Origin of the sequence: Paenibacillus sp. FJAT-26967, from assembly GCF_001541095.1 — a bacterium.
In the GTDB taxonomy this organism is placed as follows: Bacteria; Bacillota; Bacilli; order Paenibacillales; family NBRC-103111; genus Paenibacillus_F.
Genome location: NZ_LMXH01000001.1, coordinates 908,211 through 925,910, shown reverse-complemented (window position 1 = coordinate 925,910; position 17,700 = coordinate 908,211). Strand labels below are relative to the sequence as shown.

Annotated in this window: 15 protein-coding genes and 1 pseudogene; 4 read left to right on the top strand and 12 right to left on the bottom strand. The window is 47.2% G+C overall.

Features of this window, described 5'->3' with window-relative positions; all coding sequences use genetic code 11:
- Positions 1 to 146 precede the first annotated feature (146 nt).
- A complete protein-coding gene (locus tag AR333_RS04070) occupies positions 147 to 1,130 on the bottom strand; it encodes a M23 family metallopeptidase (RefSeq protein WP_253735707.1) in 984 nt (327 codons plus the stop codon).
- A 249-nt stretch (positions 1,131 to 1,379) separates the two neighbouring features.
- On the opposite strand from AR333_RS04070, the gene AR333_RS04065 reads away from it, so the two are divergent.
- Positions 1,380 to 2,168, top strand: coding sequence for a response regulator transcription factor (locus tag AR333_RS04065; protein WP_068774030.1), 789 nt, complete (start codon positions 1,380 to 1,382; stop codon positions 2,166 to 2,168).
- Positions 2,158 to 4,068, top strand: coding sequence for a HAMP domain-containing sensor histidine kinase (locus AR333_RS04060; RefSeq protein ID WP_068774029.1), 1,911 nt, complete (start codon positions 2,158 to 2,160; stop codon positions 4,066 to 4,068). Before AR333_RS04065 ends, AR333_RS04060 begins: the two co-directional genes overlap by 11 nt.
- Before the next feature lie 166 nt (positions 4,069 to 4,234).
- Here the strand turns inward: AR333_RS04060 and AR333_RS04055 are convergent, their stop codons facing one another.
- The 3 genes from AR333_RS04055 to AR333_RS25290 all read right to left on the bottom strand — a co-directional run bounded on the left by AR333_RS04055 (position 4,235) and on the right by AR333_RS25290 (position 7,916).
- On the bottom strand, positions 4,235 to 5,395 hold the full coding sequence (locus AR333_RS04055) for a PstS family phosphate ABC transporter substrate-binding protein (protein ID WP_068774028.1): 1,161 nt from the start codon (positions 5,393 to 5,395) through the stop codon (positions 4,235 to 4,237).
- Between the two features lie 874 nt (positions 5,396 to 6,269).
- Positions 6,270 to 7,241 (bottom strand): aldo/keto reductase, encoded by a 972-nt coding sequence (locus tag AR333_RS04050; RefSeq protein ID WP_068774027.1) that lies wholly within the window; start codon positions 7,239 to 7,241, stop codon positions 6,270 to 6,272.
- Positions 7,242 to 7,592: 351 nt separating this feature from the next.
- On the bottom strand, positions 7,593 to 7,916 hold the full coding sequence (locus tag AR333_RS25290; RefSeq protein ID WP_253735706.1) for an SDR family NAD(P)-dependent oxidoreductase: 324 nt from the start codon (positions 7,914 to 7,916) through the stop codon (positions 7,593 to 7,595).
- Positions 7,917 to 8,162: 246 nt separating this feature from the next.
- Here AR333_RS25290 and AR333_RS04040 point away from each other — a divergent pair, with 246 nt between their 5' ends.
- Complete coding sequence (locus AR333_RS04040; protein ID WP_068775112.1) at positions 8,163 to 8,615, top strand: MarR family winged helix-turn-helix transcriptional regulator; 453 nt, start codon at positions 8,163 to 8,165, stop codon at positions 8,613 to 8,615.
- A gap of 278 nt (positions 8,616 to 8,893) precedes the next feature.
- Positions 8,894 to 9,210 (top strand): annotated as a pseudogene (locus AR333_RS25285) (RidA family protein); the annotation flags it as partial.
- Between the two features lie 940 nt (positions 9,211 to 10,150).
- Here the strand turns inward: AR333_RS25285 and AR333_RS04030 are convergent.
- From AR333_RS04030 to AR333_RS03995, 8 genes are all read right to left on the bottom strand, one after another.
- Positions 10,151 to 10,591 (bottom strand): hypothetical protein, encoded by a 441-nt coding sequence (locus tag AR333_RS04030; protein WP_068774026.1) that lies wholly within the window; start codon positions 10,589 to 10,591, stop codon positions 10,151 to 10,153.
- Complete coding sequence (locus AR333_RS04025; RefSeq protein WP_068774025.1) at positions 10,592 to 10,798, bottom strand: helix-turn-helix transcriptional regulator; 207 nt, start codon at positions 10,796 to 10,798, stop codon at positions 10,592 to 10,594.
- Positions 10,799 to 11,351: 553 nt separating this feature from the next.
- The gene (locus tag AR333_RS04020) at positions 11,352 to 12,986 is read right to left on the bottom strand and encodes a M56 family metallopeptidase (RefSeq protein WP_068774024.1); all 1,635 of its coding nucleotides are present in this window, start codon (positions 12,984 to 12,986) and stop codon (positions 11,352 to 11,354) included.
- Positions 12,987 to 12,988: 2 nt separating this feature from the next.
- Complete coding sequence (locus tag AR333_RS04015; protein WP_068774023.1) at positions 12,989 to 13,393, bottom strand: BlaI/MecI/CopY family transcriptional regulator; 405 nt, start codon at positions 13,391 to 13,393, stop codon at positions 12,989 to 12,991.
- 359 nt (positions 13,394 to 13,752) lie between these two features.
- Positions 13,753 to 14,781, bottom strand: a complete 1,029-nt coding sequence (locus AR333_RS04010; protein WP_068774022.1) for a lytic polysaccharide monooxygenase — start codon at positions 14,779 to 14,781, stop codon at positions 13,753 to 13,755.
- Positions 14,782 to 15,039: 258 nt separating this feature from the next.
- Entirely contained in the window at positions 15,040 to 15,780 is a 741-nt protein-coding gene (locus tag AR333_RS04005; RefSeq protein WP_068774021.1) for a hypothetical protein, read from the bottom strand.
- Positions 15,781 to 15,901: 121 nt separating this feature from the next.
- Complete coding sequence (locus AR333_RS24145; RefSeq protein ID WP_172798798.1) at positions 15,902 to 16,372, bottom strand: DinB family protein; 471 nt, start codon at positions 16,370 to 16,372, stop codon at positions 15,902 to 15,904.
- A 268-nt stretch (positions 16,373 to 16,640) separates the two neighbouring features.
- Complete coding sequence (locus tag AR333_RS03995; RefSeq protein ID WP_253735783.1) at positions 16,641 to 17,471, bottom strand: DMT family transporter; 831 nt, start codon at positions 17,469 to 17,471, stop codon at positions 16,641 to 16,643.
- Between the last annotated feature and the right edge of the window lie 229 nt (positions 17,472 to 17,700).

Here is a 17,700-nt window from a genome sequence, read left to right as displayed (position 1 = left end):
AACCTGTCGTACAAGTAACACGCACCTCCCCAAAAAACCTTCGTCTGCCGGGTATGGAAACTCCCGTGACAGAGGAAGGTTTTTTGTCCTGCCGATCTGACTATATTCGCTTATCCTATCCGCTTGATCATAGTATCGCTTATTCGTTACTCCACACCTGTAACTTTCTGTCCCTGCAGCGGATCCATACCGCCTTTGAATTTGATCCGAATGGAGCTGGCCTCAAACAAATCAGGTCCGTCGGATACATGATAATGAATATGAGGTTCGCTTGTATTGCCGGAATTGCCGACCAGCCCGAGCTTCTGTCCCGATTTAACCCGGTCCCCTGGCTTCACAAGGATGGAATCCTGCTTAAAGTGCGCCAGATAACTGAACTCACCGTTTCCATGGTCGATAACAACGTGATTCCCGGCTGGATTCTCAGCATCGGTCTGTCCGATCTCGTTATCGGGCTTGCCATTCTCCATTTTTACGATAGTACCTGGAGCCGGGGCAAGAACTTCTTGGCCAAACGCATAGTAACTTTCCAGTTTGGCTCCGTCTCCGGAATAGCTGGAACCATCTTTCATTCTCACGAGATCATAAGCGTAACGCTGGGATTGATGTTCGTAATGGTAGTTAAGCAGTACGTTGGTCCCGCCCCATACGACATCCCATTCCCCCCTGAATGGAAGCTCAAACTCTGTTTGACTCCATGCTTGGTCCGTATCCGGGTAGGTTTGCAGCGGAAGCGCTTGAAGTCCGTGAATGATCTTATTCGCATCGATTATCGCTACGATGCCCTTGGACTTCGAATCGTCTGTCCATACATAGCGGTAAGCTCCATCCACATTCATTTTGCTCTGCAAGGTATACGATTTAACTCCCCGGTTAAACGATCGTCCCAGTTTCTTCACGTCTTTCAAGCTCACCTGCTCTTTAAATTCAGGACTGAAGCGGCTGTAAATAGTCTCGAATTTTCCTTCTAGAAAAAACTTGCCAAGCTGCTCCGGCCTCATTGCTGCGCCTCCCTTATCCTCCGGTTTGCTTACGACAAGGGGGTTACTGCCGCCTCTATCTGCGGGCCCGTATCCCGTCCATGACGAAAAAATCAGCAGGGCGGCCATCGCCCAGCTACTTGCTATCATCCTCATCCCATCCTTTCCCTTCCCCGACCCGTATTGTGCTGCGTGAATTCGTTGCTTGGTTAACAGTTTAACAGACTGTTGTTATCCCAAGCGTAACACCGCCTTACACCTTCCTTAATTTTCCTTCAAAAAGTCATCCGGTTCCGTAAGCTTCTGTTAAGATTGCGTTTCTTTTACGTTCAGCCATTCATGGTATGATGACAGTAAACAAGCAGCAATGAGGCTCTGCGAAGGAGTGTGTCAGACGTTATGAACGAAGCCAGCATTCTGATCGTTGATGATGAATCGGCTATTCTACATATGCTCACAAAAGTACTCGGAAAAGAAGGTTTTACCGACATAGACACCGCTGCAACTGCAGAAGAGGCTTTCGAAGCGTGCCGGCGGAAGCCTTATGCGCTTATTCTGCTGGATGTTATGCTGCCCGGAAAAAGCGGATTCGATATTTGCCCTCTTATACGTTCAATAACGGATGCACCGGTTCTTTTTCTGACGGCAAGGGGTTCGGATTTCGACAAACTTACGGGATTCGCACTCGGCGGAGACGATTATATAACAAAACCTTTCAACCCGCTGGAAGTAGTGGCTCGCATCAAAGCCAGACTCCGCAGGCAGGTGCAGCCTCATGTCGGCAAATATCGGCCAAACCAAGACCCCTTATCCGCAGCCCGTGAGTCCCTCTCTTACCCGGACCTTGTTCCGGGTGAACGGTACGATTACGGCCGTTTTCAGCTGGACGCGCTGGCCGGGGAACTTATTGTCGAGGGACGCAGCCACTCCTGTCCGGCTCAGGTATACCAGCTCCTGCTGTTTTTGTGCCGCAATCCTAACCGGATTTTCAGTAAGCAGCAGTTGTATGAGAAAGTCTGGGGGACCGACAGCCTCGGTGACGATAACACGGTGATGGTGCACGTTCATCGCATCCGGGAGCGGATCGAGAAGAATCCCGGAGAACCGAAGCTGCTCGTGACCGTTCGCGGGCTCGGTTATAAGCTTGTGCGGCCTGCGCAGCAGGAGGAGCCTGACCGTGGACGTTAGAAAACGGCTCATACTCCGGTTTATCGCTCAACTGGTAACGATCGGATTCTTAATTCTGCTGCTGGTCGGCGGCGCGGTTTCTTATTTTTTCAATGAAATTACCCGAATCGAAATGAATCAGGATTTTACAAATGCCGGGATGACGAAACTAGTCGATTCGATCCGCACGGAAAACGAGCGCATCACATTTGACAGTAAGCTTCTGGATCAGGCTCTCCGCCAGGGCGGCTGGCTCCAGGTTCTGGATGATGACGGCTCGGTCACCCATTCATACGGAGTTCCCGCCGATGTTCCAGACCGCTACCTCCCGGGTGAATTCGTGGATTACTGGTCAGGCCGCAAACCTTTTCCCTATGCGCTTTATTTGTGGATCGAAGAGAAGAATGGGAATACGTACACGCTCCTGTACGGCAAAAGAAGCATCGAACGGATTCTCGTCGAAGAGGTGTCAAGGAGTGCAGCTCTGGCAGGAGAAGCGGATAAAGCTCCGAAGGCCGGCAGTGGAGCAGCAGGAGCAAATGAAGAAGCGAAGGAAGAAGATGAAGGAACTGAAGCATTAACTAAAGCTTCGAAAGACGAACCTATGGAGGCCGGAGCACGGGATGGAACTTCCGTCTACGAAGACGGGCAGCTCCATCTTCCCCAGCCGCTGCAGCAAAAGCTCATCGCAGCAGGCGCAGCCGTCCAGCTGCTGAGTCCGGAAGGCGAGGAACGGGCGGCCTTCCGCAAGCCGCCAGATCTTCCTTCGGCTTACAGCCTGCAAGATCTGGCGCTCCGCTCCCAGCACAGCGAACGCTACGGCTACGATCTGGCGTCCCTCAGCGAAGCCGATGGACGCACCTGGGTCGTCTCGGTGCCGCAGCGAAGCGATAGTACCGGCACCTTCCCGGAGACAGTGCCCCAGGCGGCGGTTGCCGCCTTCTTGGGCCTGTTCGCCGGGATGCTGCTGCTGCTTGTCGGCGCTGCCTTCTGGTATGGGCACCGCTTCGGCACACCGATGCTGCACATCCTGGCATGGCTCAGGCGAATTAGCCGCAGCAGCTACGATGAACCCGCCAGCAGCGGCGGGCAGCCCCGGAGCCGCCGCAAGGACGGGCGGCTCAAGAAGCGCTTCCGCTTGTACAGCGACGTCATGCAGACGCTGCAGCAGCTCTCGGAAGCGCTGCGCCAGAGCGAGGAAGCGCGCGCCCAGCTGGAGCGGACGCGGGATGAGTGGATCGCGGGAATATCACACGATCTCAGAACGCCCCTCGCGTCCATTAAGGGCTACGCCCATATGCTGGAGGCGCCTCAGTATACATGGACGGAGACGGAGATTAAAGAATTTGCCGCCATCATTAAAGACAAGGCCGATTTTATGGAGCAGCTTGCCGGCGACCTGAGTCTGACCTTCCGTCTCAAAAACGGAGGGCAGCCGTTTGTACCGGAGCAGACGGAATTGAATGAATTTGTGCGCCGCAGCATTCTCCAGGTCATTAATGACCCGGAGTTTGCGGATGCGAATGTGACATTCGAACCTGCGGCAGCTCTTGTTGCCTATCCGATCGACCGGCAAGCATTCCGCAGGGTGCTGGACAATCTGGTCGCCAATGCGATCCGTCATAACCCTCCTGCTACACCGGTCGAAGTGAAGCTAACCGGTGCGCCGGGAGGCGGATTCGTTCTCGACATCCGCGACAACGGCATCGGCATGGACGAAGAGACGCTGGAGAAGCTGTTCGACCGCTATTACCGGGGCACCCACACAGAAGGGGAAACCCGGGGAACGGGACTCGGCATGGCTATTGCCCGCCAGCTTGTTATCCAGCAGGCCGGCCGGATCGAAGCATCGAGCGAACCCGGGCGGGGCACACTCGTCCGGCTGACATTTGGTCCGCCGGCTGCCAAGGATTGCAGTTGAACGCATGAATGACACTGGTAAACCCTCCGCCCGCCTTGGCGAAGGGTTTAATCTGGAATCCCGCCGATTCAAACACAGAGGTAATGAATGGTTTTATGTCTACAGCATACCTCAACCTGGCGGCCATAACTTAAATCGACTGATCCGGCTTAGTACTTGTTTATTTTCACTGCTTCTTCAAAGGCGTGTACCCTGTTTTCTCAACCAGAGCTTGGCCTTGCGGTGATAAGATCCAGTCAATCAGCCGGTCTACGTTGGGGTTCTTACTGCCAAGGGTCACCGCATAGAACTCCGAAGTTAACGGATAAGATTTGTTCTGGATGTTGACTCTGCTTGGCTGTACGCCGTTAATACTGAGCAGGCGGATCTTATCTTCTCGGGTCATTTGCGTTGCGTAGAAAAGAAAGGAATACCCCACCGCATTCTTGTGGTTCCGGTAGTTTGCCGCATTGCGGATAATTCCGCCCATTCCCGATGCGACATCTTCTTGAGGCGGGGTGACCAGATTCTTTCCTTCCATCAGCTTTTGAAGCGCGGACTGGCTTCCGCTGTTCTCGGGACGCTGGAACGCCTGGATCGGCATGTCGTCCCCGCCAAGCTCTTGCCAATTCGTCAGATGACCGGAATAAATCGACTGGATCTGTTCCAGCGTCACATCTTTAACACGGTTCCTCGAATTGACGAAGAAGACGAAAGCCTCGCGGCCGATCGGAGTCAATACAAGCTCCCGGCCGCTTCTCTCTGCATCAAGTCTTTGCAGTCTGGATGGGCCCGCTGTGAAAATAATATCCACCTCGCCCCGGATGAGCTTCTCATAAGCGCCATCCGTCTTGCTCGACATCACTGCGCTGTTAGAAATGTCATAATCCGCTTCAGGATAGACCGCCTGGGCAATTCCGGCATACAAAGGATAAAGCGCCGTAGCTCCGTCCAGCCGGGGCAAATCGTTCTCCAGTTTGAAGGAAGAAGGCTCTTCCAGCGCAACCGCCTTGGTTGATTTCATGAAAGGCTTATAGGCGTTTAGATCAACCTCTTGTTCTTTCATCGTAATGCTGCCCAAATATGCTTTATTGATTTCATAACCGGCCAGCACCAGACCGCAAATCGCTGCACTAGAAGCAAGTGTTATGTTAAATTGTCTGGTTGTTAGGACCTTAAAGATTCTAAGCAGGGCCAGTGTTATGAATAAAGCTATCGCCGCCACGATAAAAATCAGATAGAACGTGCCCATCCCGCTCAATGCGGCAAAAACCATGGCTATGAACCCGCCAATCGCTACAATGACAATGACAAAAATGCTTATAAATATCCTATCAATAGTAGTCATAAGCTCTCCTTACTTTGTTCGGCTCCAAAAATATAGGACGGATCGAACCGCCTGGAAATATTGTTCCATTTTCCTTATACGACAAAATTTGGATTTTGTACAGACCTATCAGTTATATAGCTAAGTAAAATAAAAAAAGCCGCGAATTTCGTGCCGGACTTATATCGTTAAATGACATGATCCGCATTGATTTACTCTTACTCTGTATTCTTACGCCCTCATCCGTCTCACAGGGCTTCCTCGCCGTCGTCCTCAAATTTCTTCACCCACTAGTAGAAGACTTGTTGGTAGGAGACCTGATGCTGCTTTTCTGCCGACTTCCTGTAGTCATGGTTATGCGCTAGGCAGTACTGAACTATCTCTAACCGTTCCTGCCATGATGTAGAACGCCCCTTTGTCATAGCACTTGTTCTCCCTGTGTAGGTTATTAAGCCGCTATGACCATTGTAATTATTAATCCAGTTGGAAAGCTGCGTTCTAATTGCAATTTTATACGTATCGATGACCTGATGATAGGACATTTCCCTATCAAGATAATCTTTCACGGCTTAAAGTTTAAGTTCCGAGGAATAGCTACGATTGCGAGTTCGAATCTCTAGTCCTTCGCTACCATAAAGCTCGTTCCGGCGCCGCCATGCAACTAAGCTTGATTTGTTAATCTCATTTATTTGGGCTGTGGCTTTGAGACCACTCTGTTCGATCTCCCCTAGAATGCTTAGCTTCTGTTTCCCACTAACTGGGTTCCAGGCATGAAAATACTCCCCTCCAAGTAACAGGTAAACAGGTAGACCCGGCACTCTCATGAACAACCAAATAAGAGGGCGAACACCGTAGAAATGTTCGCCCGAAGAGTCGTTGTGTATATGTATTCAATTTATACTAATGGATGCGGTATATAAAGTTCTTCTAAACTCATAATTTCTTCGGCTGTCAATTTAACCGACAACGCCGAAAGCGCGTCTTCGAGATGACTGATCTTAGTTGAGCCGATAATTGGAGCTGTGACCTCTTCCTTTTGCAACAACCATGCAAGTGCAACTTGTGCACGTGGAATTCCCCGGTCAGTGGCAACTTCCGCAACTCTTTCCGCAACTTTACGATCAGCCTCTTCCGTTTTAACAAATAGTACCTTTGCTACCTGGTCCTTCTCTGATCGCGCGGTCTGCTCATTCCAATCCCGGGTTAACCGGCCTGCAGCCAATGGCAGGTAAGGAGTGATGCCAACTCCCTCGTCTCTGCAAAGGGGGAGCATTTCTCGTTCTTCTTCCCGATAGAGCAGGTTTAATCTATTCTCCATAGAAACGAACCGTGTCCAGCCGTTGCGCTCTGCAACATGTTGAGCTTTCGCAAACTGCCATGCCAGCATGGAGGATGCACCAATGTATCTGACCTTGCCCGCCTTAACTAAATCGTGAAGAGCCTCCACGGTCTCCTCAATTGGCGTACTAGGATCCCACCGATGAATCTGGTACAAATCGACATAGTCTGTTCCGAGTCGCCTTAGACTGTTATCAACTTCGGTCATGATAGCTTTACGGGAAAGCCCCAGAGCATTTGGACCTTTGCGCATCGGAACAAAGATCTTTGTCGCAATGACGACTTCGTCACGACGAGAGAAGTCCTTTAAGGCACGTCCAAGAATTTCTTCGCTTGTTCCGTCGGAATACATATTTGCGGTACTGAAGAAGTTGATGCCCAATTCTAGTGCTTTTTTAATGATCGGTCTGCTTTGCTCTTCATTCAACGACCATGGGGTATTGCCGCGTTCAGGTACTCCGAAGCTCATGGTTCCAAGGCTTAACCGCGAAACATCCAAGCCGCTGCGTCCAAGTTTTACATATTCCATTTGATAACACACTCCTTAAGGATACTGGTAAGGCATTCACGCCTTCAGGTTGTCTACACATATCTCTGTGCGCCAGTGCTCGAGACTACATCACCACGGGAGTTGACGTCTTTCGTTTGAGAATGTGCATGTCGGACCGTCCCCGCCAAGGAGCGCAAGGCGCACGGGATGTCGCGCGGATTGCTCGACGGTGCCCGTGCCCTCAAAGTTGTTGAGAGTCGTCGCGGTGAAGCCGGGGCATTTCGAGTTCGATGGCGAAGGCGAGCGTAATCGCATTGAGAGCCGTCTTCGAAGGGCTGTAAACGGCACCGAACATCTCGCGATGTGAATTAGTAGGATCCGCGTTCAACGTTAGGGAGCCCGAGCCGCTCGATACGTTGACGATACGCGCTGCCGGCGCTTCACGAAGGAGCGACAGCATCGCTGGCGTGACAGCGATGCTGCCGAACACGTTAGAGATGCTACGCTTGGGCGCCCCGACTTCCCGACCTCCTCGAGAGGCCTGCCCGGCTGACCCATGAGCGATATACCCGCGTTGTTCACGAGCACATTGAGACGACCGAGCTCGCTGCGGATGCACTCTGCCGCGGCGGAAATGTAATCCTGATTTGTAACGTCGAGTTGGAGGACGCGGGCATCCGCTCCGACGCTCTTCGCGGCCGTCTCCCCTTTCACGAGATTGCGCTAGCCGACGAGCACAGTGAAGCCGTGCGCCGCGAGATCTTTCGCGATTTGAAGACCGATTGATTTATTGGCCCCGGTGACCAAGGTCACGGGTTTATCCTGCATAAAAAATAACCCCTTTCTTGAGGCTTTACTGCTCAATTGGTTGGTACGTCGGTTTCTTTTGATGTTGACATGACAACCTAAGAGTAGATTAACACCTTGTGGTTGACGTGTCAACCGTGGTATTATACCTTCATGGATACCAACAAAGTAAGCGAAGATGAAATGCGAATATGGAATATGTGGAAAGGTTCATTTAAGCGAATCTTCGGTCGCGTTGTTCAGGAGCTTTCTGAACATACAGGACTATCAGAAGGAGACTTTGGAATATTAGACCGATTAGTACAATTCGGAGATGGCAAGCTTCGCCAACAGGAACTAGCCGACTCGATGAACTGGGATAAGAGCAGATTATCCCATCATTTGACGCGGATGGAAAAACGGGGCCTTGTTATAAGGAGCCCATTAGACGCATATCGTGGTGTCCAGGTCATCATTACTTCTGCCGGAAAAGCAGCTTTGGATGAGGCCTTACCCATCGTCTCAATGGCAATACGCAAGTATTTTCTGAATCAATTAACCGATCAAGACATTGAATCGATTACGAATCTGGCGGAAAGAACAAAAAGCGACCCTAGCCTCCGGTAAAGCCTCGTTGACTTGATCGCTTTACTGGGCACTGTCCATGCTGTATACGGGAACGGACTGAACCGGTCTATCCTTTATCTTTACCTCCATGAAACACGCAGCAGCCCATTTGATTCGGCTTTTCCGCCAGTCGCGGGTAGCTCATCCCCTTTTCGCCCTACTTGTGATAGGGGTCTGCGCGCTGTCTGTATAGGCAAGTTTTAGGGCCATCCTTTGCGGGAGGCCCTTTCTTTAATCATGCCGCGGTTATCGGCGTTACCGGACTAGGCCCGTTTATAATGAAAGAGCGACAGAAGGAGAGAATAATAATGCGTGATCTTTGGGATCACGGCATCACCCAGAGTTACAGCGTCATCGGAACCATCAACATTTCAGGACAGTTTTCCCACGATAAGGGGCGCGTTCCTAGGCGATGGTGATATCGGGGCGCAGACCCGAATGACGCTGGAAATTCTCGATCGCGTGCTGGAGGGATTTGATGGAACATTCCGAGCAGGTTTTAAGTCTTATCAAGGAATACGTGGGACAACACCGGCCAGACGGCAGTCTCATCGGAGTAGCATATCTGGCATTCCCTGAGCAATTGATTGAAATAGTGTCATCGCACATACAAACTATAGGAGAGAAATCTATACATCATCGCTATTTGCTGGGGCTGCCTGCCTACCCAGTCCATAACTATATTTTTACCGTCTAATACTTTATTTTCTCCGTACATCCATAACAAACGGACCTGAAAATTTTATCCCCTGATCCATTACTGATAATAATTTTTCAAAGCAACAAGCACTGGACGAGCGTACGAGCCATATTAAAGTCGGCAACCGTGGACTTTATACGATTGTTCAAACATTAAACCACACTACCTCATGAGAATTATTCTCAATTACGGTTAACGATATATGTTCTTGTCCTAATACGGCAAACGATATAAGTTCTTGTCATCCGACACCGGATGACAAGAACTTGATAACATTCCCCACTAATTCCGATCGTTATTCTTTATTAAATGAATAGTCAAAAACAACAAACCATCACTCTGCCCTTGAATGATGGTTTGTTGTTTTTGACTTATATAAATGAAAATCTGTTACATAGTTATCAACATATTCACGAAGTAATTTATTTCCTTGTAAGGATTCAGAATTTGATGAAATACTCGCCTACTATCCCTATCAGAAAGATTGGCATATGCGTATGGGCAAATCGGTGGAAAGTCACCATCTTCAAGCTTTAGAAGATTTTGAAATGAAGATACACACAATTTGTGACTTCTGTATTTCTGCTAGGGGCTTATCACGGCTCCGGTGCTGCTCCCCGAATAACGGGAAGCAAAGGTCGGGTGATTGGAATTTATGAGTGTTTGTTGTATCAATGAAATGAATGCCGGAGTAACAACAAAGAAGCAAATTATTTAAATGACTCGCTTCTTTGTGTGTAATATCCAATCTATAGAAATATAATATTTATTGTATGACCTCATTATACAATTTACTCTGTTATTCAGATTATACTTTTCTGCTTTGATCCAACCCTTAAAGTTTTTTCGCATAATACATCCATAATGTAAAAAATACGATCAAAACAAATAATAAGCAAACTAGTAAGGTGTAGAATATTAAGGAATTAAAGAAACCGGCGATCACGGAGGCAATGCCCAGACCTATGATAATGATGGCTGTGCTGAGAATACTGGCACTCTTGAGTATCATTACACTCCGCTCGTCATTCTCCTCTATATATTGCTTCTTCAACTCGGCTTCATTTTTGCTGGCTTTTATATACTTGATGAGGAAAAAAACGACGGCCACTTCAACCCCGATAAAAGCACCTGTGTGAAATCCCTTTATAAAACTCGGCAAATCGGGTAGTCCACCTCGGTAAAATACAAGTCCCACATAGATCAATAGCATAGCTGTAGCTACCAGTGACAGTACGTTTTTGCGAGTTTTTACTTTAATCTTGTACTTGTCCATTTACATTTCCTCCACTTCGCTGAAATCAAAAACTTCTTCTATGGCGAGTCCAAAATAATTGGCAATTTTGTAAGCAAGAATAAGGGAAGCCGTATACTTTCCCCTTTCAAGGGAGGTGATGGTTTGTCGGGTAACACCGACGATTTTCCCTAGATCTTCCTGTGAAAGCTTATGCTGCTTACGCAGTTCTGCAATTCTTGTCTTCAAGATATCACACCCTTGCAATGTTTACTTTGCTTTTTTAGCATAGTTTACTTTGCATTTTATGTCAAGCGAACTTTGCATTTTATGTAGCTTTGCAATTTCACCGAAGGAAGGTTGCATTTACATTGAAGGCGGTACAGCGCTTTTCCCAGAAAAACGGAGCTTCCGTTTAGCTTCTCGCCGTTACGGCTCACCCGACACATTCTGTTCATGCTGTCTCTAACTGTCTTTAAAAATAAAAAATGCAATGCCATTAACGACATCGCACTTTTTAGAAATTCAGTTTGGATACACATCGGTCAACATATTTTCATAAACTGCTTGTTTTCTGACGTTGGTTTATCAAATACATTAGGACAATTCATATTCGGTATAGCCTCATTAACTCGGATCCTATAAGGTTCAAGTACTGATAAACGGTCGTTTTTTATGGTGTATTTAAACGAGAATTTTGATAGACTCGCCTGCTTTAACTTATTTAGCGCACGCGACATACCTTTGTTCTTTCCCCTACAAAAAAAGAAGCACACTTTTTCGTGTGCTTCGCTTGTTATCTTTAAGGGTTAACATTCAAGATAGCTCCAGTGTATTGGTCGAAAGATATACGAAAAGGGTCACCAGTAAGACTGCCTTCGGAAGAAGGAATAATATCAAATGTAATATACGAATCATTGTGAGGATGTGTTGTTGAGATCTGGACTTCTTGAACACTAACGTCAAGGAATGGTTGTGCCAATTGAATCGCTTTCTCTTTAATTAGGTCTATTGAAATCATTTGTTCTTTTTTCGTTTCATTTCTATTTTTTTTATCTTTCCATGCCTTCATATCATTGATACCGATTATTTTATTATTTGGACCAATCCATACACGCATACTGTCGTCTGTGGTTACATAAGATGCAGTGGCTACTTCTCTCTCATCTGGTACAAGTGAAAATCCAGTCAAGTTAAAATACTTATGCAATACCAGATTGGCTTCTTCCGCAGTTTTAACTGTCGGGCTTTGGCCGCCTCCAGGCTGCGATAGTTTTACCACTTCCACTGTTTCATTTAATTGGGTATTCGCGGCCGGTGTCCCTTGCGCATTTACTAATGAGAATGAGCAGACAGTTATTAGCGTTGCTAATCCTAATACAGATAAGCGAAAAGAATTTTTCTTGAAATGTTTAATCATGAGTATTCTCCTCTTCAGGTGCTTGTAATTGCCCGATAATCCGACCAATCCTGGATATCTCCGGGCTCCTGCATAATGCTCCAATAAATTAATGATCGTCTGACCGTACGCTGCTTTGTGTTCAGCATGGATGTAGGACAAGGCTAATGCATCACAGGCTACCTCTTGGTCTGCCCGCATTCGTGCGTAGACAACCCACATAATCGGATTAAACCAATGTAAAATAACCAGAACATGCATAAGCCAATTCATCGCAACATCCCTGCGCTTGATATGTGCCAGTTCATGATTGAAAATATAACGGAATTGATCGGCATCCATCGAACGAATCAACGAACGGGATAATAAAATCCTTGGTTTCATAAACCCATAAACCGCAGGACTCGGCACTGCATCTGTTTCGGTTAGAAGAATCGGTTGTTTGACCGACATTTGGCGTTTGCATTGCTCGAATACTTGTAAGACCGCCGGATTGGTTACATTGGGCTGTTTTTTAATTCGTCTATACACATTGATATTGGCTATAAGGGTTACAAGACTCAAGACTATGACCCCTAACAACCAACCAAACAACAGAATGTCTCGCAGCGTTATTGTAGATAATAGATCCTCAAACGATTGCTTTGCATGGACTTGTTTCTCAGGAACGTTCGCAGCGGAATGAACGTCGGATGAACCTTTGAGTGTCCATTCGCTCGGAGAATCCACGTTATTCTTCAACTGATTTCTTCGTTCATAAAGATTGGAAATATCATCGAGCGAGCCCATGAGGGATTCATTAGACAACTGTTGCTTAATTGGCAATAGATTGTACACGCTGTACGAGCTCTCTGGAGCCCAAGGTAGAACGAGCCGGATGACAACAGGCAACCATAGGAGATAATGCCACTTCGGCTGCAACTTGTTTCTGAGCAGCCATTTGATCATGACAATGAGAACAACCAGCACACTTGCCATCAGCGAAGCCCTAATCACCCAGTCGAAAAAAACCTGCATATACATCTGCACATATGTCATGGCTATATGTCCGTCTTCGATTTGTCAGCATCGCTCTTGTTATCATCGAATAATTGTTTCAGCTCATTGATTTCCTGTTCCGTCAGTTTTTTCTCCTGCAGGAAATTCGCAAGCATCGGTTTAATGGCTCCACCGTACAATTTTTGCAGAAAAGTTTTGGTTTCACTTTGCAAATACTCATTTTCTGAAACCAATGGATAAAACATTTGGGCTCGTCGCGATTCGTCCTTGTTGATTCCAACCGCTTCCTTCTGCACCAGGCGGTTAAGCAGTGTACGAATCGTCTTCGGACTCCAGTCCGTTGTTTCCGTTAGTTGTTTAACAATTTCGCTGGATGGACATTCCTCCCTCGCCCAGAGGATTTTCATAACTTCCCATTCTGCATCTGTGATTTGTGGTAATTTCATGCTAGAAACCTCCTGTTACATGTAAAAGGATTACAGACGTAGGCCTACAACTCATATACTACACGTGTAGTCCTATTATGTCAACAAACGTCTCGCTCCATTTACTTAGTGGTTAACGATATATGTTCTTGTTCTACTACGACAAACGATATAAGCTCTTGTCACAAGTCAGTGACAAGAGCTTATATCATTAAATAACAATGGCTGCTGTTACGCGATTGTAAAGCATAGATGGTCTTGTTCTCCGACAGCGGCCTCTTATGCACGCATGTTCTTGTCATCCGGCCCCTGCTCGCACAGGACTTCATATTCGGCAAAAAGCCCTGGAGGACTTGCCTCCAGGGCTAACTGCGTAATCTTTAAGGAATAACCTTCCAAACGTTGGTGCCGGTTGGAGTTTCGCCTAATGTCCACCATTTGGCTTCATAATTGACACCGTTGTAAGAAACTTTGTTACCGCCTACATATACGGTAGACGCGCTCCAGGCTGCATACGTACCCGCACCGCCGCTGCCTGTCGTCTTGACCGCCAATACGGAAGAAGCTGCGGATGCTTTGCCTGAGGAATCGATTGCCGCTACGGTAAAGCTGTAGGTTGTGCCGCTCGACAAGCCCGTGCTTGTGAAAGAAGTCGAGGACGTCGTACCTACGGCCACGTTATTGCGGTATACTTGATAGCTTGACGCTCCGGCTACGGCTGACCAGTTCAAGGAAACACTGTTGTCCGTAACGGCTGCGGAAGCCAGGTTCGTTGGAGCGGGAAGTGTGCTGCCTCCACCGAAATCTACATCCGTTACGTTAACGTAAGCTGTAGGCGCTCCCGAAACTTCCCAGATCGCCAGGATAACATGATAACCGGTTCTTTCGGGAACGTTACAATTCGTCGTGTGATAGTTGGCAGGGCTCGCACCGTTAAAATCTTCTTGGCAGAAAGGCGTCAGATCGAAGGATGCTCTCGTCAGAGGAGCATTCGGATTCCAGCCTGGCTTGGTGATGAAATACTTAAAGGTGGTTGTAGCGTGTGCGGCATTCAACTGCCATTTGAAAGCCTGAGGTCCTGCCGTCATAGGAACTTTGCTCCAACGGGTCGAGGTTTGCTCATCTAGTTTGGGGAAAGTGTTACCCGCGCTCGCGATATGACCGTCGCCAGGGCCTCCGTTAGGGAAGCCTTTACCCGCTTCGGCGCTTTGCGGCTCGTATGCGGCACCGCCACAATCCGTATTCACTTTAGTTTTGCATAAAAGCGCACGGCTGGCGGGCACATCCAAATACCCGTGAGCCGAGCTTGTGTTGGGAAACAGAAGCATCAGGACAGCAATCATCAGCAGCATACCGCAAGCGGCAACCAGCTTGTGCAGCAAAGTGTGGTTCGGTAAAGCCAAATTCATCATTCGTTCCTCCTCAGATTTGGGTTTTCAAATACAAAAGCGCTTACATTTTTCTGCTTTAAACCAGCATCACCTCCCTTAAAAGTAAAGCAGTAATCTGTTTGTATAATTACCGGTTGGTATGTATTTATATTCCAATTATATGCCTGATCGAAGCATATCACAATAATTTTTACAAAAAAAGGAGTCTGTGTAACGAGCGGTCTCTGTCCAGCGACAAGAAAATTGCAAAGTAACTGAAAGCCCAGGCTTATAGCCTTACAGGATCGACTCCAGAAGAAATTCTTTACTATAACCTGTCTTTTGACGTATCCTTTCACGCCAAACTTCCTTATCACCTGTCTCTGGTTCATTTATTATTCCTTCGGTAGTACTCATAAAGCTTGACCCGTTATAAAACTCCCAGTGTGCGATTTCAGTTTTATAAGGAACTCTGCATTCCAATAAAGGCGGCTTTTTTAAAGTGTTCTGGGAGATTTCGGCTGCACCCATGAACGTGCTTCTATCCAAAGGCTCCAGTGAGAATTCTTGTCTGCTGATTCTGCCATTCGGTCTATGATAAGAAATTAGTAAGACATCCTTCTGAGAAGTAACTTGAACGTCTGCCGCAGGAAAAAAAACTGCCAGCCGATCCGATGTAAAATCCTCACTGTCTGCATCTACGAGTATCGGTTTAAGCCATTGATCTCCGAGATCGCATAGATACCTCTTCCCGTTCGCATTCTTGGCTATGACAGCTACATGTGCATGAGGCGTCCCCAAATGATGGCCAATCGGATACGCCTCTATGCCTTGCTGGCCAAACTCATGCAGCAGCCAGATGGCAAGGTCAAAGCAGTTGCCTGTAATCCCATATTGCTCATGGTGTTCCTTCATTAATGAGATATCTCTTTGCTTGCTTCCACTCGTTCTACGATAGTACCAGGCTTTGGTTAAGGTCTCCATAGGAAACGAGTCAAACTTTTCCCATACCGATTCAATATCTCTCGTTGCTAACATACTCCATTCTCCCTCTTGAATTCGTAAGTACGATAGCCGCCGGACTGAACTTGCTAATAAAATACCCTGGAACCTTAGCTATCAGGAGTTTGAGGTACTTAGAAGGAAAATCTACTCAATCCTATGTAACTTTCTCTTGAACCAAGAAGGCTTCGATTTGTTTCTTATGATGCTCGTCATGATGAATAAATACATCAACAAACTTCCGGTATGTATAGTCCTCGTAATCAATTGTGAAGGCAGTGGTATTATCATACTTTACTTCAAGCAATTCAAGAAGCTGTTGTCGCACTGCGATTACATCATCAATAAGCGCATCTAAAGTCCGGTAGGACTGGGCCCATGCTGCGGCTTCCTGGTTATGCTTCTCAATATCCACGAAGAATAACTGAGCTCCCTCTGTCATTAGGGGAACCATCGTTTCTAAATTGTTCTTATCCCAGTACATCAAGTGAGTAAGAACCTCTCTAAGAGACCATTTGCCTGCAGATATAGGAACTAACCAAAGGTTCTGGCCTGTTCGCCTCAATTCTCCCACCCATAACAGAAAATCTGCGAATTGTTTCAATGTCTCGTTCGGTTTGGCAAGCATCTCAACTCTCCTGTCCATAATTTATATGGATAATGTACCATGAAATACCATCTAATGCAAACGTATGTTCCTTTTTATTTCTAACTTTGAGAATTTTGTCGACCTCCAGCGTACCCCTGATCTGATCCGATTACTTCTCGTCCAATTAAAAAGACTGGAGCCTAAGTGATCAGGCTCCAGTAACGAGCGGATCATGATGCAGTACACCATGAACCAGGGCTAAATCAAGACCGGGTAAGTTCTAATACAAGCTTTTAGCCGTCTCTAATTACCCCCACAACCCCACAATAATAATTCCTGCGGTAATTAAAATAGAAGTAAACAAACGTCTAGCCCCTTGTTTCTCCCTTAAGATGAAGATACCCATAACCGTTCCGAATACCGTACCGATCTCCCTCATAGGAGCAAGCTGCGCGACAGGGGCGAGAGACAAGGCAAACAAGAACAAAAGATAGCCCCCGGGAGCGAGAAGCCCGCCAAGCAAGATGATTTTCCAGTTCACCTTGACTTCCTTCCTCATTCCTCCCGACGAAAAAGCAGCCCACGAAAGAGCCAAGATCCCTCCGACATTGGTTGCTTCATTCAATACGACGGCGGATACATAATTCAGAGCTATTTTGTCCACTACAATATAACTGGCTATGCATAAGCCCACGGCCAAGGCCAGCAAGGGTGCTTTGAGTGAGGCAGAGCTACTGCGTTTGAACAGCTGAACATTACTGAGCGCAGCAATTCCCGTCACTATGCAGATTATACCTAGCCAGCCCATAGGTGATAGCTGTTCATCAAGCAGGGTCACCCCGATGAGCGGAACTAATAAAGGGCTGATGCCTCTCATAATCGGATAAACTTGCGATAAATCTCCTACGGTATAGGCAGCTGCCAGCAGGGTCATATATAGTCCATGCAGGCACATGGAAGCAAGAACGATCCACAAACCAGTTCCCGTTAATTGGGAAGCATCCCATTCCATAAGGGTCCACGGCAAAAATATTAAAAAAGCCGCCAGCTGGCAAAACCAAAGAAACACATTTTTGTTGAGACTTTTCTTCGTATATAAGTTCCAGATCGAATGCAGGAAACCTGAACCAAGTACCATTAGGATCGCTAAATTAAGCATCGCACACCTTATCTTTCGTTCATCGATGAATTAATTTAACATTCTATCACTATTCCCCTAATTTGGGTACAACCTCGGCTCATTATGACGGGTCACCCTGGCACGCCTGCGTTAGTCACGTTAAGTTATCCCTTTTGCCCGCATTTCCTGCGGATTTAAATCGTAACTTCTTTCTTCCTGAACATAAATTGATGCATAATAATTTCTC